The sequence below is a fragment of the Marinobacterium mangrovicola genome (assembly GCF_004339595.1).
GTDB lineage: Bacteria > Pseudomonadota > Gammaproteobacteria > Pseudomonadales > Balneatricaceae > Marinobacterium_D > Marinobacterium_D mangrovicola.
This window is the reverse complement of sequence record NZ_SMFU01000008.1, coordinates 891,446-915,017: the sequence shown is the minus strand read 5'-3', so window position 1 is coordinate 915,017 and position 23,572 is coordinate 891,446. Positions and strand designations below refer to the sequence as shown.

Annotated in this window: 14 protein-coding genes; 9 read left to right on the top strand and 5 right to left on the bottom strand. The window is 58.5% G+C overall.

Annotation, left to right across the window (positions count from 1 at the left end; translation table 11 throughout):
• Positions 1-11: 11 nt before the first annotated feature.
• Positions 12-614 carry an FMN-dependent NADH-azoreductase gene (locus CLV83_RS12355; protein WP_132292591.1) on the bottom strand — a complete coding sequence of 201 codons (603 nt, stop codon included), beginning with the start codon at positions 612-614 and terminating at the stop codon, positions 12-14.
• A gap of 123 nt (positions 615-737) precedes the next feature.
• Here CLV83_RS12355 and CLV83_RS12350 point away from each other — a divergent pair, with 123 nt between their 5' ends.
• Entirely contained in the window at positions 738-1,625 is an 888-nt protein-coding gene (locus tag CLV83_RS12350) for a LysR family transcriptional regulator (protein WP_132292588.1), read from the top strand.
• A 23-nt stretch (positions 1,626-1,648) separates the two neighbouring features.
• Here CLV83_RS12350 and CLV83_RS12345 read toward each other — a convergent pair whose 3' ends face one another.
• Together CLV83_RS12345 and CLV83_RS12340 are read right to left on the bottom strand one after the other, a co-directional pair.
• Positions 1,649-2,584, bottom strand: a complete 936-nt coding sequence (locus CLV83_RS12345) for an ADP-ribosylglycohydrolase family protein (protein ID WP_132292585.1) — start codon at positions 2,582-2,584, stop codon at positions 1,649-1,651.
• Between the two features lie 20 nt (positions 2,585-2,604).
• On the bottom strand, positions 2,605-4,230 hold the full coding sequence (locus CLV83_RS12340; protein WP_165900299.1) for a mechanosensitive ion channel family protein: 1,626 nt from the start codon (positions 4,228-4,230) through the stop codon (positions 2,605-2,607).
• Positions 4,231-4,450: 220 nt separating this feature from the next.
• Here CLV83_RS12340 and CLV83_RS12335 point away from each other — a divergent pair, with 220 nt between their 5' ends.
• Positions 4,451-6,385, top strand: a complete 1,935-nt coding sequence (locus tag CLV83_RS12335) for a sensor domain-containing diguanylate cyclase (protein WP_132292579.1) — start codon at positions 4,451-4,453, stop codon at positions 6,383-6,385.
• Here the strand turns inward: CLV83_RS12335 and CLV83_RS12330 are convergent, their stop codons facing one another.
• Positions 6,386-7,567, bottom strand: a complete 1,182-nt coding sequence (locus CLV83_RS12330; protein ID WP_132292576.1) for an acetyl-CoA C-acyltransferase family protein — start codon at positions 7,565-7,567, stop codon at positions 6,386-6,388.
• A 127-nt stretch (positions 7,568-7,694) separates the two neighbouring features.
• Entirely contained in the window at positions 7,695-9,164 is a 1,470-nt protein-coding gene (locus tag CLV83_RS12325; RefSeq protein ID WP_132292573.1) for a sigma-54 interaction domain-containing protein, read from the bottom strand.
• A 242-nt stretch (positions 9,165-9,406) separates the two neighbouring features.
• Between CLV83_RS12325 and CLV83_RS12320 the strand changes: the two genes are divergently transcribed.
• The 7 genes from CLV83_RS12320 to CLV83_RS12290 form a co-directional block, all read left to right on the top strand.
• Positions 9,407-11,356: an acetoacetate--CoA ligase gene (locus CLV83_RS12320; protein WP_132292570.1), complete on the top strand. Its 1,950-nt coding sequence runs from the start codon at positions 9,407-9,409 to the stop codon at positions 11,354-11,356.
• 28 nt (positions 11,357-11,384) lie between these two features.
• Positions 11,385-12,167, top strand: a complete 783-nt coding sequence (locus tag CLV83_RS12315; RefSeq protein ID WP_132292567.1) for a 3-hydroxybutyrate dehydrogenase — start codon at positions 11,385-11,387, stop codon at positions 12,165-12,167.
• A gap of 121 nt (positions 12,168-12,288) precedes the next feature.
• Positions 12,289-13,350, top strand: a complete 1,062-nt coding sequence (locus tag CLV83_RS12310; protein WP_132292564.1) for a TRAP transporter substrate-binding protein — start codon at positions 12,289-12,291, stop codon at positions 13,348-13,350.
• Between the two features lie 31 nt (positions 13,351-13,381).
• On the top strand, positions 13,382-13,978 hold the full coding sequence (locus CLV83_RS12305; RefSeq protein WP_132292561.1) for a TRAP transporter small permease subunit: 597 nt from the start codon (positions 13,382-13,384) through the stop codon (positions 13,976-13,978).
• 23 nt (positions 13,979-14,001) lie between these two features.
• Positions 14,002-15,369, top strand: coding sequence for a TRAP transporter large permease (locus CLV83_RS12300; RefSeq protein ID WP_132292558.1), 1,368 nt, complete (start codon positions 14,002-14,004; stop codon positions 15,367-15,369).
• A 440-nt stretch (positions 15,370-15,809) separates the two neighbouring features.
• Entirely contained in the window at positions 15,810-17,111 is a 1,302-nt protein-coding gene (locus CLV83_RS12295; protein WP_132292555.1) for a DUF2254 domain-containing protein, read from the top strand.
• Positions 17,112-17,329: 218 nt separating this feature from the next.
• On the top strand, positions 17,330-23,572 hold a 6,243-nt coding region (locus tag CLV83_RS12290; protein ID WP_165900298.1), incomplete at its 3' end, for an MBG domain-containing protein.

The following is a 23,572-nucleotide window of genomic DNA, read 5'->3' as shown; positions in this document are numbered from 1 at the left end:
CTGTGTTTCGTTTACTGCAGCTGTTCGCCCAGCGCCTGCTTGGCAGCGGTCAGTGACTGCTGCGCCAGCTCGTCACCCATGGCCAGGCCTTCAACGTAGATCACGCGGGTATCGGTCAGACCGACAAAGCCAAGGAACTGGGTCAGGAACGGGATCTGGAAATCCGCACCGGCGTCCTTGTACTGGCCACCGCGGGTTGCCAGCAGCAGTACCGGCTTGTTTTCCAGCAGACCGACGGAACCGCTCTCGGTGTACTTGAAGGTCACACCTGCGCGGGCCAGGTGGTCGATCCAGGCTTTCATCTGTGACGGAACGCCAAAGTTGTACATCGGCACACCGATCACCAGCATATCCGCCCGGCGGATCTCTTCGATCAGCTGATCGGAGAAATCAACAATCGCCTGCTGCTCGCCTGTACGCTCGTCTGGGGAGCTAATCAGCGCACCGAAGCGCTCGGCATCCAGGTGCGGGATCGCATCGGCGAACAGATCACGGGTAACGACTTCGCCCTGGGGATTCTTCTCTTTCCAGTCAGCGATAAGCTGTTCGGCCAACTGGCTGGACTGTCCCTGGTCACCAAAAATACTGCTTTTTACGTAAAGAAGAGTCGCCATTTCAAAGCTCCTGTGTGTTTGTGTGAGTCTATTTTTATATTCACAGGCCAAATAAAAAATAGGACAAAACTGCTTTTTTTAATCTACTATTTCGATAGGTTCGATTATAGAGAGGGATAGCAGGTGCAGATCACGCTTGAGCAATGGCAAACACTGGTCGCAGTAGTCGATTCAGGCGGCTACGCCAAAGCAGCCGAAGCGCTGGGTAAAAGCCAGTCGGCGGTCAGCTACGCCATTCAGCGCCTGGAAGAGCGCCTGGGTATCGCCGTGTTTCGTATTGAAGGCCGCAAGGCAGCGTTGACCGAGGCCGGAGAAGCACTTTACCGCCAGGCCCAGTCACTGCTGGAAAGCGCCCGCCTCACCGAAGAACTGGCCCATCACTACAGCAGCGGTTCAGAAGCGCTGATCAGACTGGCGATCGATCTGATCTTTCCCGAACACCTTACGCTCTGCGCCTTGGCCCGGTATGCCGAGATCTCCCCGTTCGTGCGCATTGAGCTGTTGGAAACAGCCCTCAGCGGCACCGACGAGGCACTGATCCGCGGCGATGCGGAGATGGTAATCAGCAGCCGTATTCCACCCGGATTTGTCGGTGATTTTCTGATGCGAATCCGTTTTATCCCGGTAGCTCATCCGGATCACCCGCTGCATCACCTGGGCCGGACGCTGACCCACGACGACCTGCGCCATCACCGCCAGTTAGTGGTGCGTGACTCCGGCAGCCGCAGCCTGAACGAGGGCTGGCTCGGTGCGGACCAGCGTTGGACCGTGAGCCATATGAGCACCTCAATCCTCTGCGCCTGTTCGGGGCTCGGTTTTTCCTGGTATCCGGAACTGAAGATCGCGAAGGAGCTGGAAAAAGGCCTGCTCAAACCGCTGCCGATGGAAAGCAGCAGCGAGCGCTTTGCAGACCTCTACCTGATCAAGCGGGACGCACACCTCTCCAGCCCAGGCGTCAAACATCTCGCGGAGCTGTTCCAGAGTGCGGTCAGGGAGTTCATCAAGGACTGAGCATCACGCCCAACAACAGGGCCTCAGCACCACTCCGGCGGCAGGCCGTCGGCTGAACGCTGCATCAGGGCATCACTGAGCCCCACAATCAGGTCATGCTGATAGAGACCGCTGCGCCACTCCAGCGGAATCTCATCATGACCATAAAAAGCGCCAGCGATCTGACCATACACCGCCCCGGTGGTATCGGCATCGTCTCCCAGGTTTACCGCCAGCAGCGCACCTTCGGCAAAGTTGGTGCTGCGCGCAAAGGCCCAGAGCGCTGCCTCCAGAGACTTCACCACGTAACCGCTGCCCTCAATCACCGGCGGCTCGGACCGCAGATAAGAGCCCAACGCCAGCAGCATCATTTCCGCATCCGTGACCTGCTCGGCAAAGCCCTCGATACCGCGAAACAGCTCCTCTTTCTGCATACCACGACTCAGATTCCACAGAATCCACGCCAGCAGTTCATTGGCCTCGATGCAGCGGATATCGGCATGGGTCAGACGGGAGTGCTCGCGGGCTACACCGGTCACCTGGTGAAGATCCTCGTGATAGAAAACCGCTACCGGCGCCAGACGCATCAGCGCGCCATTACCGGCGGAATCGAACGACTCCTCGCCGGCGAACGGATCGCCGGTGCGCTCAAAGCGTTTTACCGCTGCGCGGGTACGATTGCCGATATCGAAACAGCGACCCGTGGATGAGAGGTAGCCCTGGCGAAACCATCGGGTAAACCGCTCCATCTGATCCTGAGGATTAAAGCCGCCGTGCAGACAAAGACTGACACCTGAGCAGAGCGCCATACTGGTATCATCGGTCCAGTAGCCGGCAGGCAGATTATGGGGACCGCCCTCACGGTATCCGGTGACCGGTTCAAACTCCCCCGGTCGCATAAACTCCACCGGCGCGCCCAGAGCATCACCAACGGCGAGCCCCACGAGCATCCCTCTCAGATTGGTCTGTAAACGATCCATCTACCCTCCCTGTTTCTCGGTTAACGCTTTTTATCCGGGTCTGTATTGTTCGTCTTAACTGGCGGCACAGCCCCCTCCGGCGCCTTCGCCGGCGCTGCGTACCACCCGTGCGGCGGTACCAGTTTTTGATCATCCGGGTCCGCCACATAGGACGGTGTCATGATCGCCACCCCGTACTCATTGAACACATCCAGTATATTGCGATGCAGGTCGGCGTAGCGGTGCGGCAGATGGGTGGGGCCCGAGACATAGACGTTGAGCTGATATTCGATGCCATAATCCCCCAGATTTTTGACCAACACAAAGGGCGCAGGGCTGGTTTTCAAACTGCGGGTACGACTGGCCGCCTCTTTCAGCATCGCCTCCACCTGGCGCCAGGGAGTTTCATAGCCGATCCCTACACTGGTATGGATCACCAGCCCATCCGCCTGAGCCGGCCGACTCAGGTTGATCACCGAACTGTTCAGCAGCTGGGAGTTTGGCAGCACCACCTCTTCATTGTGGAAGGTGCGCAGATGCGTCACCAGCAAACGCATATCCTCAACCACACCGGTGTGTTCGCCGACTTTGATCATGTCGCCGATCTTGAACGCCCGGCGATAAGTGATGGCATAACCAGCCACTATGCTGGCCACCGCCGAGGAAGCGCCCAGGGATACCATGACACCAAGAAAGATCGAAAGCCCCTGGAACGCAGCGCTACCCGATCCCGGAATATAGGGGTAAGCCAGCACCGCAGCGAGAACGATGATAAAAAAGCGGCAAAGCTTGTAGGTGGGCAGCGCCCACTCCGGCTCGAAACCCTGCAGGACCACCCGCTCCTTCTCGACACCCAGAAAAAACAGATACAGCAGCTTGATGCAGTAGCGGGTGATCGTCACGAGGATCGCCAAAAAGATCAACGAGGGGAGATACTCCACGATCGACAGCAGCATCTGCTTGAGCGGGTCGATCAGCCAGTCCAACAAGATATTGGACGTCGCCCGGGTCCAGGGATACTGAGACAAGATAAACTCGACTCCTGCGTAGACGAGCACAAACACCAGGACCCAGCTGATAAAGTTATTGCAGCGGGTCAGCACCAGCCAGATATTCTCAGCCCGCAGGATTTCAAAGCTTTCTATCTTCAGCCCCTGCACCCGCTCTTTGAAACGCTCCTCCAGGTAGCGATGCCATCGGCGAAATGCCCAGACGGTTACCAGGATACCGCCAACACAAAGAACCAGCGCGCCCAGCGACTTCAGGGTCGCAAACAGCAGATAGCGATCTGTGCGCTGCTCACGAAAACTCAACAGGGAATCTTTGAGACGTTCGCTGACCGCCTGAGCCAGCTCAGGCAGAGCGACGCCTTCGGCGGAGGCATCCACCGGATAGAGCACGACGATACGATGATTCGCGACATATACATCGATACGCTCATCCAGCTCCCGCAGGCTGATATCGTCCGGGCTGAGCGCGCGATCCCTGGCTACGGTCTTGATACGCTCCGCCACTTCATCGGCTCGGGCCTGTGCCGGATAGGAGTTGGTCCCGGCCACATGGAACAACGCTTCGCCATCGATCATCACCGGCGCGGTATGCACCCGCCTGATCTCGCCATCACTCTCTGCTTGCGCATAAAGGACACTGCTAAAGACAAGTGACAAACAGAACAGCAGCGAAATGAGTCCAGCTCTGGTGCCACACCCGTTTATCCGATTGCGTTGATGCATGGCCGATCCCCCTCTCCCGAGGCATGCCAGGTAGATGTTCTTTTATATCACCAAGCCGGTGAACCAGGTACTGCGGGACGACAAAGACCCGTGCAATTCAAAACCGCCAAAAAGCTCTGTATTATCAATGGGCACTGATCACTAGAGTTACCTCATGCAGCAGCTCAAAAGCTTTCGCCGTGTACGTGCCATCACCATTTTTATTCTGGTGGTATTCGCACTGACGATAGCCGCACTTCTCCGCTACAGTTTTGTTCACGAGCGCAGCTCAAGCCGAAGCGACCTCCGTGTAGGCACCGATATCGTCACGGCGGTGATGGAACAGCAACTGAGAGAAGCCGCTGCGGCACTCGCCAACCTGGAGCGTCTGGACAGAGAGTATGCTGCCGGCAGCCTGGACTTTCCGGGACTGCAGAACCAATTGACCAGCACCAAAAGCCTGGTTTCCGGCGTCTCAAACCTGGTGCTGCTGGACCCAGACGGCAGAGTCATCGGCTCAACCGCGAGAAACCTGATCAACGCTAACTTCGCCTTCCGCTACTATTTTCAGGAAGCGATCAAAGCCCCCGGTCAGTTCATTCTCTCTCCGCCGTTCCGCTCCAGCCTTCGCAACACCCGCCGTTTTACCCTATCCAGAGCGATTAATTCAGCGGATGGCAACGTCCAGGCAGTAGCGGTCGCCTCGTTTGATACTTCGCTGCTGACACAGCTGATCGGGTTGCAGCTAAGCCGAGACAGCAACCAGGGTATCAGTCTCACCCTGGCCCATGCCGACGGCGAGCCTATTTTACGGGTACCTGAGCAGCAGGGGTTTTACGACGAGATCCTGAACCGCCCAGACTCACCCTTTGCAACTCACCTTAGGTCAGGGCGGGAAGAAACCCAGACAGAAGGCAAACCGCATGAACAGAGCCCAACCGCCCTGCTGAACCTGCGCACGATTGCCCCCGAGGAGCTCAACATCAGCGCACCGCTGGTGGTGCTCTCGGCCTATCCGAAAAGCAATGCATACAGCGATTGGCGTCTGATCACATCAACCACTATCGCCGCCTTTCTGCTTCTTACCGGCGGCATTATTTTGCTCTTACGTAATGAACAAAAGCACCTGGTTCAGGAACGGGATATACGCCTAAAACTTCAGACTCAGAGCAGCCGCCTGGCCAGTATTATTGACGGCACCAATGTAGGCACCTGGGAATGGAATGTGCAGACCGGCGAAGTCGTATTCAACGAGCGCTGGGCGGACATTATTGGCTACCGACTGGAAGATCTGGAGCCGGCGAGTATCGAAACCTGGATGAAGTACGCACATCCGGACGACCTGGAACAGTCCACTGACCTGCTGCAAAAACACTTCAGCGGTGAACTGCCCTATTACGAGTGTGAGGCGCGGATGCAGCACAAGGACGGCCATTGGATCTGGGTACTGGACCGCGGCAAGGTCGCCACCTGGACCAATGACGGTCAACCGCTCTGGATGTTCGGCACCCACCAGGAAATTACCGAGCGCAAAATTGCCGAAGAACAAGCCGCGCACCTGGCCTATTTTGACAGCTTGACCAACCTGCCCAACCGACGCCTGCTCGACGACCGCCTGGAGCACGCATTGGCGCACGCGCAGCGTAACGGCCGTACGCTCGCCCTGATGTTTATCGACCTGGATAATTTCAAGCCGGTTAACGACACCTGGGGGCACCAGGTAGGCGATCAGTTGCTGATCGAAGTTTCCCGACGTCTGAAACAGAGCGTGCGCGCCAGCGATACCGTTGCCCGCACCGGCGGCGACGAGTTTGTGCTTCTGCTACCGGAGATTGCCGCCGCTAGAGATGCCGAAACCGTGGCCAGAAAAATTCTCACCGAGCTGCGAAAACCGGTGGAGCTACATGAGGGCATTCAGGCAACAACACCGCCCAGCATCGGCATCGCCATCTGCAGAAGTGGCCTGAACGATGCCGCAACGCTGACAAAACAGGCCGACCTGGCCATGTACGCCGCCAAGCATGCCGGACGTAACTGCTATCGCCTCTACGAACCGAATCTGACAGCGAAGGCTCTGAAAGAGACTCCGCTGTCCAACGAGACGAACTGATCAGAGCCGCTCAAACACCACAGCGATCCCCTGACCGCCACCGATACACATGGTTACCAGCGCATAGCGCCCCTTGATCCGGTGCAGCTCATAGATCGCCTTGGTGGCGATAAAGGCGCCGGAGCAACCGATGGGATGACCCAGAGCGATGGCACCGCCATTGGGGTTGGTCTTCTCCATATCCAGCCCCAGTCCCTTGGCCACCGCCAGCGCCTGTGCCGCAAAGGCTTCGTTGGATTCGATCACATCCATCTGGTCCAGAGTCAGGCCCGCTTTCTCCAGTGCTTTTTTCGACGCCGGTATCGGCCCCTCGCCCATGATGTGATTCGGAACCCCGGCTACTGCATAGGAGACCAGACGAGCCACCGGCTCGTGACCCGCAGCGCCAGCCTGCTGTGCCGAGGCCAGCACCATGAACGCAGAGCCATCATTGATGCCCGAAGCGTTACCGGCGGTGACCGTACCGTCTTTCTTGAAAGCCGGCTTCATCTTCGCCAGGGACTCAACGGTAGTACCGGGTTTCACATGTTCATCGGTATCGATCACCACGGCGCCTTTTCGCGTCTGTAGTGTCACCGGCACGATCTGGGACTTGAAGCGCCCCTCCTCGATAGCCAGCGCCGCACGGCGGTGAGACTCCGCTGCCAGGGCGTCCTGCTCTTCGCGGCTGATGCCCCATTTCTCCGCCAGGTTTTCCGCGGTGATGCCCATATGCCCGGCACCGAAGGGATCGCTCAGCGTAGCCACCATCATGTCGATCATGCTGGTATCGCCCATGCGGGCGCCGCTGCGCATGGCCGGTGACAGGTAACCGGCGCGGGACATCACCTCGACACCACCGCCAATACCGTAGTCACAGTCACCCAGCATGATGTTCTGCGCCGTGGAAACGATCGCCTGCAGACCAGAGCTGCACAGCCGGTTCACCGCCATCGCCACCGAATCCATCGGCAACCCTGCCTGAATCGAGGCCACTCGGGCCACGTACGCAAAGCGGGAATCGGTAGGAATACAGTGACCGACGGTCACGTAATTGATATGTTCGGGGTCGACACTGGAACGCGTGACCGCTTCCTGCATCACCTGCCCGGCGAGTTCCGCCGGTTCAATGCCGCTAAAGCCACCGCCGAAGCTGCCCACTGCCGAGCGCACTGCGCTCAAAACCACCACATCTTTAACCATGCGACCTATCCCCTGTTTAATTTTTATTCAGATCTTCGAGCATAGCACCCGCATACAAAACAGGGGCATTAGCCGTTAGTTCACCAGGCGTTCAGCGAAGAGTTCAGCAAGGAGTTGAGCACCGACCTCAAACCTCGCTCCGGCCCAGTTTCTGGTATAGCGATGCCCGGGATATGCCCAACAGGCGTGCCGCTTCACTGCGATTGCCACCCGTATGCTGCAGCGCTTCATGGATCGCCTCCTGCTCTGCTATTCGCAGCCTCTGTTTCAGGCTTAGCCCCGGAGATGCCGGCTTGGGCACAGTCAGTGCTCTCTGAATTTCAGTCACAGGCCCGTTCTCTTGCCGGCTCTCTGGCCGGTAAAGCGGGTCACTGACCACCGGCGAGGCATCGGCAAGTAGAGGTCGCAGCGCCGCCTCATCGATGTAGATGGCAGCCTCATTCAATATGGATGTACGCTCCAGCACGTTGTAGAGTTCGCGCACGTTACCCGGCCAGGCATAGCCGCGCAGCAGTTCCACGGCGCCCTGGGTCAGGGTTTTGGTCATCAACCCCAGGCGCAGGTTACATTCATCGAGAATGCGCTCGCTCAACGCTTCGATATCCTCCAGCCGCTCACGCAGCGGCGGCAGGTGAATCGGCATGGCGCTGATGCGGTAGTAGAGGTCGGCGCGAAACTCACCCGCCTCCACCATCTCCATCAGATTGCGGCTGGTGGCGGCAACGATGCGCACATCGGTACGCTGCACCTGGTTGGAACCGACGCGCTCGTACTCGCGCTCCTGCAGCACCCGCAGCAGTTTCGACTGCAGCGCCAGCGGCATATCGCCGATCTCATCGAGAAACAGGGTGCCATCTTCGGCGATCTCCAGTTTGCCCGGTCGCCCCTCCTTTTTCGCCCCTGTGAAGGCGCCCGGCGCCACGCCAAAGAACTCCGCCTCGATCAGCGTTTCCGGTATCGCCGCCACGTTGATAGAAACAAACGGCTTGTCAGCGCGCAGCGAAAGCTCGTGCAAGGCATGGGCGAACAGCTCCTTGCCAGTGCCGGTCTCTCCGGTCAGCAGCACCGACACATCGAACCGCGCCGTCTGACGGATCTGCTCCTTCACCTGCCGCATGGCGCTGCTTTGTCCGGCAATCTGCGAGAGCTGATAGCGAGCGCTGCGGCCGTCGCCAAAACGGTTGGCGGTACGCACCTCCCGTTGCAGCAGGTTGTATTTTTCCAGCAACGGCTTCATGCCGGAGCGACTGTCGGTGGCGACAAAGCCGAAGGCGCCTTCGATCTCGCCCGCCTCGTTTTGCAGCGGTATCACGCTGACCAGCACCCACTGGTTGCGGATCGACAGCAGGTCCAGCATCACCGGCTCGCCGGTAGCCAGCACCTGCGGCATGTAACTTCCGGGAATCACATCCGTGATGTGTTTACCGATAGGCGACTCAGTCAAACCAAGAAACTGATAATAGTCATCGCTGATCCAGTTAACGATGCCGTGACGGTCCACGGCGATGGTGTCCTGGTAGAAGGTCTCGAAGGAGCGCTGCAGAAAGGAGAGGAAGTGCTCACGCACCTCTGCGGATGCGAACTGGGCTGAAGCCATGGGCTGACGCTCTTATTGTAGTTATCCAGCCTGTCTAATTTTATGGACAGGACCTGTTTATAAAAATAGACAGGCTGTCCAGAAAAATAAACACAACTTTACGCCACCAACCGGCTGAAAACATTTTTTACAATTAAAAACAGCAAGTTAAAAAATCTGGCAAACCTCCTGCAACGTTCAAGCAAAAGTTGAGCTATACCTGAAACCAACTGATCACCCAAAACAATAACTACGGGATCAATATGGAACAGCCTCTGTGGACGCCTTCAGATACACGCGTCGCCTCCACCCGGCTCTGGGATTTCATCCAGAGCGTCAATCACGACTACCAGCTATCCATCGACAGCTATGAAGAACTCTGGCAGTGGAGTATCGATAACGCCGAACTGTTCTGGAGTCAGGTCTGGCACTACACCGGTATTGTTTCCAGTTGGCAGAGCGATATTACCCTGGCCGACGGCGACCGCATGCCCGGCGCCCGCTGGTTTCCTGAAGCGCGCCTCAACTTTGCCGAAAACCTGCTGCGCTGGCGGGATGATCGCCCGGCTATCGTCTTCTGCGGCGAAGACGGTCGACGCAGCGAACTTAGCCACGCCGAACTCTATCAGCGCGTCGCCGCTCTGGCCGTAAGCCTGAGGCGCCAGGGGATCAAGGCCGGTGATATCTGCGCCGGCTTTATGCCCAATGTGCCTGAAACGATCATCGCCATGCTGGCCACCACCTCCATCGGTGCGATCTGGAGCTCCTGCTCACCGGATTTTGGCATCAACGGCGTGGTAGACCGCTTTGGCCAGGTAAAGCCGAGGGTTCTGTTCACCACCGATGGCTACATCTACAACGGCAAACAGCTGGACTCCCTCGAGAAGGTAGCTGGCATCGCCCGCGAGATCGACTCCATTGAGCAGGTGGTGGTTATCCCCTTCCTAGACGAAGAGCCCGATATCTCTGCATTGCCCGATGCGGAGTTGATCGATAACTACTCCGACGCCAGCGTTACCGAGATCGACTTCGAGCAACTGCCGTTCGACCATCCGCTCTACGTGATGTACTCCTCCGGCACCACCGGTGTGCCCAAGTGCATCGTCCACAGCGCCGGCGGCACCCTGATCCAGCACCTGAAAGAGCTGGTGCTGCATACCGATATCGATCGCGACGACCGCTTCTTCTACTACACCACCTGCGGTTGGATGATGTGGAACTGGATGGTCTCCGGCCTCGCCACCGGCTGCACCCTGGTGCTGTTCGACGGTTCTCCCTTCGCCCCAAAGCCCGCCGTACTCTGGGATATGGCGGAGCAGGAACAGATCAGCGTCTTCGGCACCAGCGCCAAGTACCTGGCCGCCCTGGAAAAGGCCGGGGTCAAGCCGCGCGACACTCATGACCTGACCGCACTCAAAGCGGTGCTCTCCACCGGGTCGCCGCTGTCCCACGAGAGCTTTGAATACGTCTACCGCGATATCAAAACAGACCTGCAGCTGTCATCCATCTCTGGAGGCACCGATATCGTCTCCTGTTTCGCGCTCGGCTGCCCGATCCTTCCGGTCTGGGCCGGCGAGCTGCAGTGCCGCGGGCTCGGCATGGCGGTGGATATTTTCGATGACGAGGGCCTGCCGCTGCGCGAAGAGAAAGGCGAGTTGGTCTGCACCCAGCCCTTCCCCAGTATGCCGATCAAATTCTGGAACGATGCGGACGGCCAGCGCTTTCACGATGCCTACTTCGCGCAATTCGACAACATCTGGGCCCACGGCGATTACGGTGAGATCACCGCCCATGGCGGAGTGATCATTCACGGCCGTTCGGATGCGGTGCTCAACCCCGGTGGCGTGCGCATCGGCACCGCCGAGATCTACCGCCAGGTGGAAAAAGTGGAAGAGGTACTGGAAAGCCTCTGCATCGGCCAGCCCTGGCAGGACGATGTGCGCGTGGTGCTGTTCGTGCGCCTGCGCGAAGGCATCACGCTGGATGACGAACTGAGCAAACACATTAAAACCACCATCCGCGCCAACACCACGCCACGACACGTACCGGCGGTGATCATCCAGGTAAGCGATATTCCTCGCACCATCAGCGGCAAGATCGTCGAGCTGGCCGTGCGCCAGGTGGTGATGGGCCAGACCGTCAAGAACAAGGACGCCCTGGCCAACCCGGAAGCGCTGGAACTTTATAAAGACCTGCCCGAACTGCAGGCCTGACAACGATAACAATAACGAGGTGTTAACAATGAGTGTGCGCAAACTGGCACTGATCACAGGCTCCACCAGCGGTATCGGACTGGCGATCGCCGAGGTGTTCGCCCTGCACGGTATCGAAGTGATCCTGCACGGGCTGGAGCCGGTGGACCAGGGTGAAGCGATCGCAGAGCGATTCGATAACGAATTCGGCCACCGTCCGCACTACTTTCAGTGCGATATCAGCGAACCACAGGCGATCGAGCGGCTGATGGAACAGGTCAGTGTCGAGGTGGGTAAACCCACAGTGATCGTCAACAACGCCGGTATCCAGTTCACCGCACCGGTGCAGGAGTTCCCGCCGCAGAAGTGGGATCAGATCATCGCCATCAACCTGAGCGCCGCGTTTCACATCACCCGCCTGGCACTGCCCGGCATGATGGAACAGGGCTGGGGTCGCATCATCAATATCTCCTCGGTTCACGGTCTGGTGGCCTCACCCAACAAAGCCGCTTACTGCGCCGCCAAACACGGCCTGGTGGGGTTCACCCGCGTCACCGCCATGGAAACCGCCGACAAGGGCATCACCGCCAACTGCATTTGCCCCGGCTGGGCCGATACCCCGCTGCTGGTGGATCAGCTCAACAACTTTGCCAAAGAGAACAACACCAGCTTTGAAGAGGCCAAGCGCGGCCTGATCAACGCCAAGGCGCCCTACCCCGAGTTTGTGGCGCCCAGCGAGATCGGTGAACTGGCCCTGTTCCTCTGTTCGGATGCGGCGCGGGCGATCACCGGCACCGCCATGCCGATCGACGGTGGCTGGACCGCGCACTGATTGACCAAGAACGGATGTGAGAAAGGCTCACTTGAAAAAGGCCTGCGGGAACGCGGGTCAATAAACGAAGCAACATTCAAACAACTGCAAACCACGCGATAACAATAAAAGGGTTAAACAGATGAAGAAGACACTACAGGCAAGCGTACTGGGACTTTCAATCACCGCTTCCGGCGCGGCCATGGCCGAGTTCGACAAGATCCGCTGGCAGGTGCCGATGGGCTTCCCCTCCACCCTGATCGCCCTCGGCGACACCATGCCGGCGGTCTCCGAGATGCTCAAGGAGATGTCGGATGGCCGTGTCACCCTGCAGACCTTCGAACCGGGCAAACTGATTCCGGCCCTGGGTGTGTTTGAGAACGTCAGTAACGGCAATATTCCGGCCGGTTACTCCTGGATGGGTTACGAGTGGGGTCAGGTTCCAGCCGCGGCCCTGTTCGGTGCTACGCCTTTTGGCCTGGAGTCTCAGGAGTTTCTCGCCTGGATGTATCACCAGGGCGGTGACGAACTGCTGAAAGAGGTGTTCCAGCCCTACAACGTCTACCCGATTCTGTGCGGCACCATTTCACCGGAAGCCGCCGGCTGGTTCCGCGAAGAGATGGATAGCCTGGATAAATTCAAGGGTCTGAAATTCCGTGCCGCCGGCGTTGGCGGTGAGATCATGTCCGAGTTCGGCATGTCTGTCACCCTGCTGCCGGGCGGTGAGCTCTACCAGGCGCTGGAAACCGGCGTCCTCGATGCCACCGAATTCTCTCTGCCGGTGGTGGACGAGCAGCTCGGTTTCTACCAGGTGGCCAAGCACTACTACCTGCCGGGCTGGCACCAGCCCTCCACCAACCAGTATCTCTACATCAACCTGGATGAGTGGAACGGCCTGAACAGCCAGACCCAGGCGCTGATCGAGAACACCTGCAAGGCGGGCAACACCATGGCGCTGGCCAAGGCGGAAGCACTGCAGGGCGCGGTGCTGAAGAAATTTGAGGACCAGGGCGTAGAGCTGCACCAGTACAGCCCGGAGATTCTCAACGCCTTCAAGGAAGCCACCGACCGGGTCATGGCGCGCCGTTCCGAGTCTGACGAGATGTTCGGCAAGGTGTACTCCTCCATGAAAGCGTTCCAGAAAGAACATGGCGTCTGGAAGAAATACGGCTACCTGCCGCGTGACTTCGGTATGGAAGAGTAAATAAAACCCACCGGATTGACGGATATTCACTATGGCTGAATATGACGTGGATCTGGATCGCATCGAAGAGAGCGTCCCCCATGGGGTGGCGCTCTCTTACCCCCGCACTGCGATCTCTGATCTGTTGGAAGGTATTGTCGGCTTCTTTGGCCGTTACACCGCGGGCATCTGGGTAATCCTGATGCTGCTGATCGTCGGCAACGTGATCATGCGCTACATCCTGGGTACCAACTTTGTCGCCCTGGAAGAGCTGCAATGGCACCTGTTCGCCATCGGCTTCATGGTGGCGCTCTCCTACTGTTTTACCCAGGACGATCACGTCCGCGTGGATGTGGCCGCCGAGCTGCTCGGCCCGCGCAAGCGCGCCGTTATCGAACTGTTCGGCATTGCCGTTTTCTTCATCCCGTTCTGCTGCTTCATCCTCTATTACGCCTGGCCGTTCGTTGCACGCGCCTGGCAGATGGGAGAAGTATCGGCCGCACCGGGCGGACTGCCGATGCGCTGGCTGATCAAGTCGGTGATCCTGTTCGCCTTCTCGCTGATGATTCTGGCCGCTGTGGGCCGCTTCTTCAGAGTCCTGTCTTTCCTCTGCGGCTGGCCCAAGCCCCGCGGCGATAACAATAAATAACCGGCTGCCACGAGGAGAACTGAGTGTTTGCTACCAATGAACTGATCGTGATCGGCATGCTGGTCACGTTCATCCTGTTGATTTTCAGCGGTTACCCCGTGGCCTGGATTCTGGCTGGCGTATCCGTGGTGTTCAGCGTCGGCTCGATCATCGCCTACGAATACTTCGACGTGGATACCTACTTTCTCACCGACTGGCGCATCTTCGGCGTCATGGTACAGCGCGTCTACGCGCAGATGTCGAACTGGGTGCTGGTGGCCTTGCCCATGTTCATATTCATGGGGCTGATGCTGGACCGCTCCGGCGTGGCGGAAAAGCTGATGCGTAACTTCGTCAACCTGTTCGGTCGCTTCCGCGGCGGGCTTGGCGTCGCCGTGGTGCTGATCGGGATTCTGCTGGCCGCATCCACCGGTATCGTGGGTGCCTCGGTGGTACTGCTGGCGATGCTGTCACTGCCGGTGATGCTACAGCAGAAATACTCCAAGGCGTTCGCCTGCGGCATCGTCGCCTCATCCGGCACCCTGGGGATTCTGATTCCGCCCAGCATTATGCTGATCATCATGGCGGACCAGCTGTCCCTGGCCGTGGGTGACCTGTTCATGGGTGCGCTGATTCCCGGCGTAATGCTCGGTGCCATGTATATGATCTACGTGGTGGCGATCTCCTTCCTGATGCCATCGATCACCAGCGCCAATGAGGATCTGCCGCCGGTTAACGCCAAGATGATCATCGACACCCTGAAGGCGGTGGTCCCCTCCCTGGGCCTGATCCTCGCGGTGCTCGGCTCCATCTTCTTCGGCATCGCCACACCCACGGAAGCCGCCGGCGTCGGTGCCCTGGGCGCTACGCTGCTGGCGTGGATGAACGGCAATCTGAGCATGGCGGTGCTCAAGGATGTGAGCATCAAAACCAGCCTCACCACGGCGTTCGTGTTCGGTATCTTCCTTGGCGCCACCGCCTTTGCCGTGGTGATGCGCTCACTGGGCGGCGATGAGTTTATCGCCGGCCTGCTGAACTCGATCCCGCTGTCACCGGGCGGTATTGTCGCCGTTATCCTGCTGATCGCCTTTATCGCCGGCTTCTTCCTCGACTGGCTGGAGATCAGCCTGATCCTGCTGCCGCTGGTCGGCCCGGTGGTCGCAGGCCTCGGTTTTGACCTGACCTGGTTCGTGGTGCTCTTTGCCCTGGCGCTGCAGACCTCGTTCCTGACGCCACCGGTGGGCTTCTCGCTGTTCTACCTCAAGGGTGTGGCACCGCCGGAGATCACCACCATGGATATCTACAAGGGTGTGATCCCGTTCATCCTGATTCAGCTCACCGCGGTATTAATGGTGTTCTGGTGGGAGGATCTGGTGCTCTGGCTGCCAGAGGTTCGGTATGGGGCGGGCTAAGCAGCCCGCATACTAGACGCACAGATGCAGCGACCTGGCATCTGCGTACTTTTGGAATGCAGGTTTCGCCTGCTGGCGAGCCAAGGGACTTGTACGGACAAGTCCCTTAGCGATCCCAAACCGCCCCTAAGGCTTGGTCGGCTGCGCCGACTTCCCTGTGCTTCTCGTCTGAAAGAGCGGGAAGGGAAACTCGCAGCATTGCTGCTCAAACAGCCCTTCCCTTTTTCTCTTTCAGCCTGTGATGCTCGGCTGCGCCAAAGGGGACAAATCGGTGCCCCCACATACCTTATCGACAATCCAACTACTTGCCGCCACCCACTCCGAACAGGCAGGGAAAGAGCAACACGGAATACGATTCGTTGCGCCCTTCCTCAATTTGGCCACACTCTAAAGAACGGGCATGATAGAAACAGCCCATCAGCAGAGGATGATCAGCCAGTATGAAGCAGGGATCGGCAGCCACCTGGACCGGCATTTCGGCCACCCGTTACTATATCGCCCGGCTCAGAGAGGCACTCTGGTTCCGGCCATTGATCAGCTGCCTGCTGTCGATAGCCGCAGCCTTTATCGCCAACCTGGCGGAGCAGATTGAGTTCATCCACGCGCTGCCCGATGTCAGCGCGGAATCGATTGAAAAACTGCTGACCACCATCGCCAGCAGCATGCTCGCCATCTCGGTGTTTGCGGTGGGCTCCATGATCTCCGCCTATGCCTCGGCCAGTAACGGCGCCACTCCGCGCTCCTTTGCACTGGTGGTGAGCGATGACGTATCACAGAACGCCCTCTCCACCTTTATCGGCGCGTTTATCTTCAGCATCGTGGCCCTGGTAGCGTTGCTGAACGACTTTTATACCCAGGGCGGGCGCTTTGTTCTGTTTCTGCTGACACTGTTTGTGTTTGGCCTGGTGATTCTTGGTTTTGTCCGCTGGGTCGACCGGATCGCCCGTCTCGGCAGGCTCGGCAACACGGTGGAGAAAGTGGAAAACGCCACCGAAACCGCCATGAAACGGCATATCTATTTCTGTCGCAAAAGCATCACTCGCCCAGAGGACAAAGGCGAAGCGGTCTATTCCAACCGCGTCGGTTACGTGCAGCATATCGACTTCACCAAACTCCAGTGCCTGGCGGAAGAGCTGGAGCTGCGGATCAGTATCGATATGCTGCCCGGCTCATTGAGCACACCGGACAGACCGCTGGTATTCATCACCGGTCATTGCGACGAGAACCGCAACACGATTCAGAAACGGGTGGAATCCGCCTTTGTTATCAACCGCCAGCGCACCTTTGAATCGGACCCCCGCTTTGGCCTGATCGTGCTGTCGCAGATCGCCAGCCGCGCCCTGTCACCGGCGGTGAATGACGAGGGCACCGCCATCGATATACTCTCGGTGTTTCTTCGTCTTTTCGCCCACTATCAGCGGACAAAAGATGAAGACGGTAGCCCCAAGGTGGAATACGACCGCCTGTCGATCCCCGGCCTCTCCATCGATGAGATGTTCGACGATGCGTTCAACTCCCTGGCCCGTGACGGCGCCTACTCCGTTACGGTCGCCATGCGTCACCAGAAAGCGCTCTACTCCCTGGCAGCACTGGGCGATCAGGCCATGAGCGATGCAGCGAAACGCCACGCAACGCTGGCGCTGGAGCATGCCCGCAAACAGCTCAAGCTGGAATCGGAAATCGACACATTGGAAGCGCTCTATACCGAAAACTTTTCCACAGCAGAGGCCACTGCCCGCTAGTTGAGGCACCAGTTCCATTCAGATGATCCGGCGGCGGGTGTCGATCAGCCGCCGGACGACCTCCGAATACCGCAAAAAAAGCCTGACTTTCGCGTCATTTTTTTAAAGATGTGTCTCATCTGTTACCTAAACACCCTTAGCCTGCCCTGATGCTGCGCGGTCCCTTCGGCCGCCTTGTTTAGACGATTCTCGCCTGATCCGCATCAAGGGAGCTGATGATGTACAACCATGCCCAACTCAACCGCGTGTTCCGCCTGGTCTGGAACGCCACTCTCAACGCCTGGTGCGTGGCACCGGAAACCGCCCGCGGCAAGGGCAAGGCAGGCAGCGTACGTCGCCTGCTGCCGCTGACCCTGCTGCTCGGCGCCTCCAGCGCCTGGGCCGAACTGCCCCAGGGCGGGCAGATTTCCGCCGGCGATGGCAGCCTGAGTTACCAGGGCGATCAGCTCAACGTGCAGCAGAACTCCGATCGCATGGCGGTGGACTGGCAGAGTTTCTCCATCGGTAAAGACAACAAGGTGGTGTTCAACCAGCCCGGCGCCGAGTCGATCGCGCTGAACCGGGTGCTTGGCTCCGATGTGTCCCGTATTCAGGGGGCGATCAAGGCCAACGGCCAGGTGTTTCTGCTCAACCCCAACGGGGTGCTGTTCAGCCCCACCGCCCAGGTCAACACCGGCGGGCTCGTCGCTTCCACGCTGGAGCTCAGCAATGAAGACTTTATGGCGGGCAACTTCCAGTTTGAGGGCGACAGCACAGCGGCGATCACCAACCAGGGCGAGATCAACGTCACCGAAGGCGGCACCATCGCGCTGATCGCCGCCACCATCGTCAACGAGGGCTCACTGACAGCCAACGCAGGCAATGTACTGATGGGCGCCGGCCGCAAGGTCACCCTGGATATGGGTGGCCCGGTGAAGCTCCAGGTGGATGAGGGGGCGCTGAATACGCTGATCGAACAGGGCGGCGCTATCCGTGCCGACGGCGGCAAGGTTTTATTGACCGCCCGCGCCGCCGGCAAGCTGGCCACCAGCGTGATCAACCACACCGGTATTACCCAGGCGCAGACGCTGGCCACCGGCGAGAAAGGCGAGATCGTGCTGCTGGGCGATATGCAGCAGGGCCAGGTGCAGGTCGCCGGTACGCTGGATGCGTCGGCGCCTGTCGTTGATGGCAAAGGCGGCGATGGCGGCTTTATCGAAACCAGTGCCGCCAAGGTGAGAATCGACAAGGATCTGCAGGTTACCACCCAGGCCAAAGGTGGCGACACCGGAGAGTGGCTGATCGATCCCACCGATTTCACCATCAGTGCTGGCGGCGCTACTAAAACCGACAGCGGTATCGGCGCCGATACTCTGAGCAGCAACCTGGCAAGCACCGATGTCACCCTGCAAACGGTGGATAGCGGCAGCGAAGCCGGTGATATCCACGTCAACGCTGCCGTCAGTTGGGATGCCGACACCAACCTGACGCTGGACGCTCATAACAATATCCATATCAACGAGGCCATCACTGCCACCCAAGGCGGGCTAGTGCTGGACGCCGGTGGCACCATCAGCGCCGATGGCGATGTTAACGTGAGCACTTTTAACCTACTTAGCGGCGACTGGACCCAGCTGGGCGGTACCCTGTCCTCTTTCTCGGCGGATGACTTTCAGCTCGATACAGCGAATGCCAGCTTTTTGCGCGCCACTGCCGGCGACGGCACTGAGGCAAATCCCTATGAACTGATCGACGTTTACGGCCTGCAAGGGATGGCCTCATCCAGCCTGTTAAGCAACCACTTTGCACTGGCCAACGATATCGACGCCAGCGGCACCGCCAACTGGAACGACGATGCGGGCTTTGTGCCCATTGGCACCGAGTCAAACACCTTTACCGGCGATTTCGATGGCAGGAACCATGCGATCGATGGCCTCACCATCAACCGCACCAACACGAATTACGTCGGTCTGTTTGGGCGAACATCTGGCAGCCATATCCGCGATGTCGACCTGCTTAATGCGTCAGTCAGTGGCCGAATCTATGTGGGAGGACTGGCCGGTGGGGCGTCTAGCAATAGCAGCATCAGTGACAGCTCAGTGCAGGGCGACATCTACGGCCGACAAACAGTTGGTGGGCTGGTGGGTGAAATAATTGGTGTCATCGAACGCAGCCACAGTAGCGGCACTGTGGAGATGACGGACTACGGGGTTGGCGGGCTGGCTGGCCGCCTTTACAACGGCAGTATCAACGACAGCTATTCCACCGCCAGTGTAACGGGGAACAGCATTGTTGGTGGTCTTGTCGGCGAGCTGACCGGACAGATCAGCCGCAGCTACGCCACCGGCGATGTGGTAGCCGCTCAATACGGCGCCGGGCTGGTTGGCTCAGTCTATGCTGGCAGCATTCGCAACAGCTATGCCACCGGCAGTGTGCAAGGCGAATACTATAACGGTGGATTGGTGGGCGCACTCTTAACCAATGGTGGCATCATTGATAGTTACTCAACAGGCCGTGTGCAAGGCGATCACTACACCGGCGGACTGCTGGGCTCGCATAGAGGAGGCACAGTTAACCAAAGCTACTGGAACACCGAGACCAGTGGCCGGAACAATGCGGCAGGTGACGGTAGCAATGCTGGTATGACCGGACTGACCACCGCGCAGATGTTTGATGCCGCCAACTTCTTAGGCTTTGACTTTGACGGCATCTGGGCCAATGCCGATGGCCAAACCACCCCCTACCTGCGCGGACTGGCCGGCAACCGGGTGTTCAACAAAAACGACCTGCCCAGCGGCACCATCGATACCAGCAACCGCCCAGCCCTCTACACCGTCGTTCTTGATATCAACCAGTTACAGGCAATGCAAAACGACCTCTCCGCCAACTATCTGCTCGGCAATGATATCGATGCCTCTACCACAGCTGGCTGGAACAGTGGTGCGGGCTTTGCCCCTGTCGGTTACAGCGGCAACAGCTATACCGGAACCTTTGATGGTTTAGGCCACACGATTGCAGATCTGTTTATTAATCGCAGCTCTATCAACAGCCTTTACGTCGGTCTGTTTGGCTATACAAGCAATGCGACTCTTAGAAGCGTGGGTTTGGAAGGTGCCAACATAACAGGCGGATCAGAAGCCATTGACGCTTTTGTTGGCGGATTAATTGGGCACGGTGATGGGGGCACAATAGAAAACTCCTACGTCAGTGGCCGTGTTACAGGCACCTCAAATAGCAACAGCAACAATGTATATGCCGGTGCCTTGGCTGGACGTTTCAGCGGAGCCATCCAGAACTCATATACAACTGGCAGCGTTGCAGGTTTTGGCCCGGGCTTCTTTACAAACATCCACGTGGGTGGAATTGTCGGTTATCTATATTATGGCTCGTTACGCAATTCGTATTCAACCGCTGCAATATCAGGAACTGCTGGCCTAATGGGCAGTGCAAGCAGAGGGGCACTCGTTGGTAGCAACCTCAGAGGCACCCTCCAAAACAACTACTGGAATACCGACACCAGCGGCACAGATTCATCTGTCGACAACGGGTTAACCGCTGGCACTACAGGACTCGCTGGCAATGAAATGAGCGAATCCGCAAACTTCGTGGATTGGGACCTAAGCACTGAGGGCGGTGTCAACACTATCTGGCGTATCTACGAAGGCTATACTGCACCTTTGCTGCGCAGCTTTTTGACCGCGCTGAACGTCAACGGTGGGGACACCACTACTACCTACGATGGTACCGAGCAGCGTGGTAGCTGGAGCGCCACAGGCGACTACGATGCTGATCATATCTTTGGCGATGTCAGTGGTGGCGGCCGCAACGCCGGCACCTACAACCTGGATATGAGCGGGCTGTATTCCGACCAGTTGGGCTACGACCTGATCACCACCGACGGCACTCTAGTTATTAACAAGGCCCAGGCCACCGTCACCGCCAACAGCGGCCGCACCACCTATAACGGCGCTAACCAGCAGGTGAATGGCTTTAGCGTTGATGGCCTCGTGGGCGGCGAAGATCAGAGCGTTCTTTCTGACGTGACCACCTCCGGCGGTAGCGGCAAGAACGCCGGTACCTACGCGCATACAGTTGATGGCACCGACGGTAACTATGAGCTCACCTTTGTCGATGGCGCCCTGACCATCGATAAGGCCCAGGCCACCGTCACTGCCAATAGCGGCAGCACCACCTATAACGGTGCTAACCAGCAGGTGAACGGCTTCACCGTTGATGGGCTGGTCGGTGGCGAAGATCAGAGCGTACTCACCGATGTCTCCACTTCCGGCGGTAGCGGCAAGAACGCCGGCACCTACGCGCATACGGTTGATGGTACCGACGGTAACTACGAGCTGACCTTTGTGGATGGTGCCCTCACCATCGATAAGGCCCAGGCCACCGTAACCGCCAACAGCGGTCGCACCACCTATAACGGCGCTAACCAGCAGGTGAACGGCTTTACGGTTGACGGTCTGGTCGGCGGTGAAGATCAGAGCGTACTCACCGATGTATCCACTTCCGGCGGTAGCGGCAAGAACGCCGGTAACTATGTGCACCGCGCAGCCGGAACCGACGGCAACTATGAGCTGACCTTTGTCGATGGCGCCCTGACCATCGATAAAGCCCAGGCCACCGTCACCGCCAATAGCGGTACCACCACCTACAACGGTGCTAACCAGCAGGTGAATGGCTTTACGGTTGACGGTCTGGTCGGTGGCGAAGATCAGAGCGTGCTCACCGATGTATCCACCACTGGCGGCAGCGGCAAGAACGCCGGTACCTACGCGCATACAGTTGATGGCACTGATGGTAACTATGAGCTGACCTTTGTCGATGGCGCCCTGACCATCGATAAAGCCCAGGCCACCATCACTGCCAATAGCGGCAGCACCACCTATAACGGTGCCAACCAGAGCATCAACGGCTTTAGCGTTGATGGCCTGGTCGGCGGCGAAGATCAGAGCGTGCTGACCGATGTCAGCACCTCCGGCGGCAGCGGCAAGAACGCCGGTACCTACGCGCATACAGTTGATGGCACTGATGGTAACTACGAGCTGACCTTTATCGACGGCGCCCTGACCATCGATAAGGCCCAGGCCACCGTCACTGCCAACAGCGGCAGCACCACCTATAACGGTGCCAGCCAGCAGGTGAACGGCTTTACCGTCGATGGTCTGGTGGGTGGCGAAGATCAGAGCGTACTCACCGATGTATCCACCACTGGCGGTAGCGGTAAAAACGCCGGTAACTATGTACACCGCGCAGTCGGTACCGACGGCAACTATGAGCTCACCTTTGTCGACGGCGCCCTGACCATCGATAAAGCCCAGGCGACGGTCACCGCCAACAGCAGCAGCACCACCTATAACGGTGCTAACCAGCAGGTGAATGGCTTCACCGTTGATGGCCTGGTCGGCGGTGAAGACCAGAGTGTTCTTTCTGACGTGACCACTTCCGGCGGTAGCGGCAAGAACGCCGGAACCTATGTGCATCGCGCAGCTGGTACCGACGGTAACTATGAACTGACCTTTGTCGACGGTGCTCTGACCATCGATAAGGCCCAGGCCACCGTCACCGCCAATAGCGGTACCACCACCTACAACGGTGCTAACCAGCAGGTGAATGGCTTTAGCGTTGATGGCCTCGTGGGCGGCGAAGATCAGAGCGTTCTTTCTGACGTGACCACCTCCGGCGGCAGCGGCAAGAACGCCGGTACCTACGCGCATACAGTTGATGGCACTGATGGTAACTATGAGCTGACCTTTGTCGATGGCGCCCTGACCATCGATAAGGCCCAGGCCACCGTCACCGCCAATAGCGGCAGCACCACCTATAACGGGGCTAACCAGCAGGTAAACGGCTTTACCGTTGACGGTCTGGTCGGCGGTGAAGATCAGAGCGTTCTTTCTGACGTGACCACTTCCGGCGGCAGCGGTAAAAACGCCGGCACCTACGCCCATACGGCTGATGGCACTGACGGTAACTATGAGCTCACCTTTGTCGACGGTGCCCTGACCATCGATAAAGCCCAGGCCACGGTCACCGCCAACAGCGGTACCACCACCTATAACGGTGCCAACCAGCAGGTGAATGGTTTTACGGTTGACGGTCTGGTCGGCGGCGAAGATCAGAGCGTGCTGACCGACGTATCTACTACCGGCGGCAGCGGCAAGAACGCTGGCACCTATGTGCACAGCGCTGAAGGCACCGACGGTAACTATGAGCTCACCTTTGTCGATGGCGCCCTCACCATCGAGAAGGCTCAGGCTACGGTGACGGCCAACAGCGGCACCACCACCTATAACGGCGCGACTCAGAGCATCAACGGCTTTACTGTCGATGGCCTGGTTGGTGGTGAAGATCAGAACGTGCTCACCGATGTCTCCACCTCCGGCGGGAGCGGCAAAAACGCCGGCACCTATGTACACCGCGCCGAAGGCACCGACGGCAACTATGAACTGACCTTTGTGGACGGCGCCCTA

Coding starts and splice junctions, on each gene's coding strand:
- CLV83_RS12355 (WP_132292591.1), bottom strand. CDS start 614: ATGGCGACTCTTCTTTACGTAAAAAGCAGTATTTTTGGTGACCAGGGA.
- CLV83_RS12345 (WP_132292585.1), bottom strand. CDS start 2,584: ATGGATCGTTTACAGACCAATCTGAGAGGGATGCTCGTGGGGCTCGCC.
- CLV83_RS12335 (WP_132292579.1), top strand. CDS start 4,451: ATGCAGCAGCTCAAAAGCTTTCGCCGTGTACGTGCCATCACCATTTTT.
- CLV83_RS12330 (WP_132292576.1), bottom strand. CDS start 7,567: ATGGTTAAAGATGTGGTGGTTTTGAGCGCAGTGCGCTCGGCAGTGGGC.
- CLV83_RS12325 (WP_132292573.1), bottom strand. CDS start 9,164: ATGGCTTCAGCCCAGTTCGCATCCGCAGAGGTGCGTGAGCACTTCCTC.
- CLV83_RS12320 (WP_132292570.1), top strand. CDS start 9,407: ATGGAACAGCCTCTGTGGACGCCTTCAGATACACGCGTCGCCTCCACC.
- CLV83_RS12315 (WP_132292567.1), top strand. CDS start 11,385: ATGAGTGTGCGCAAACTGGCACTGATCACAGGCTCCACCAGCGGTATC.
- CLV83_RS12310 (WP_132292564.1), top strand. CDS start 12,289: ATGAAGAAGACACTACAGGCAAGCGTACTGGGACTTTCAATCACCGCT.
- CLV83_RS12305 (WP_132292561.1), top strand. CDS start 13,382: ATGGCTGAATATGACGTGGATCTGGATCGCATCGAAGAGAGCGTCCCC.
- CLV83_RS12295 (WP_132292555.1), top strand. CDS start 15,810: ATGAAGCAGGGATCGGCAGCCACCTGGACCGGCATTTCGGCCACCCGT.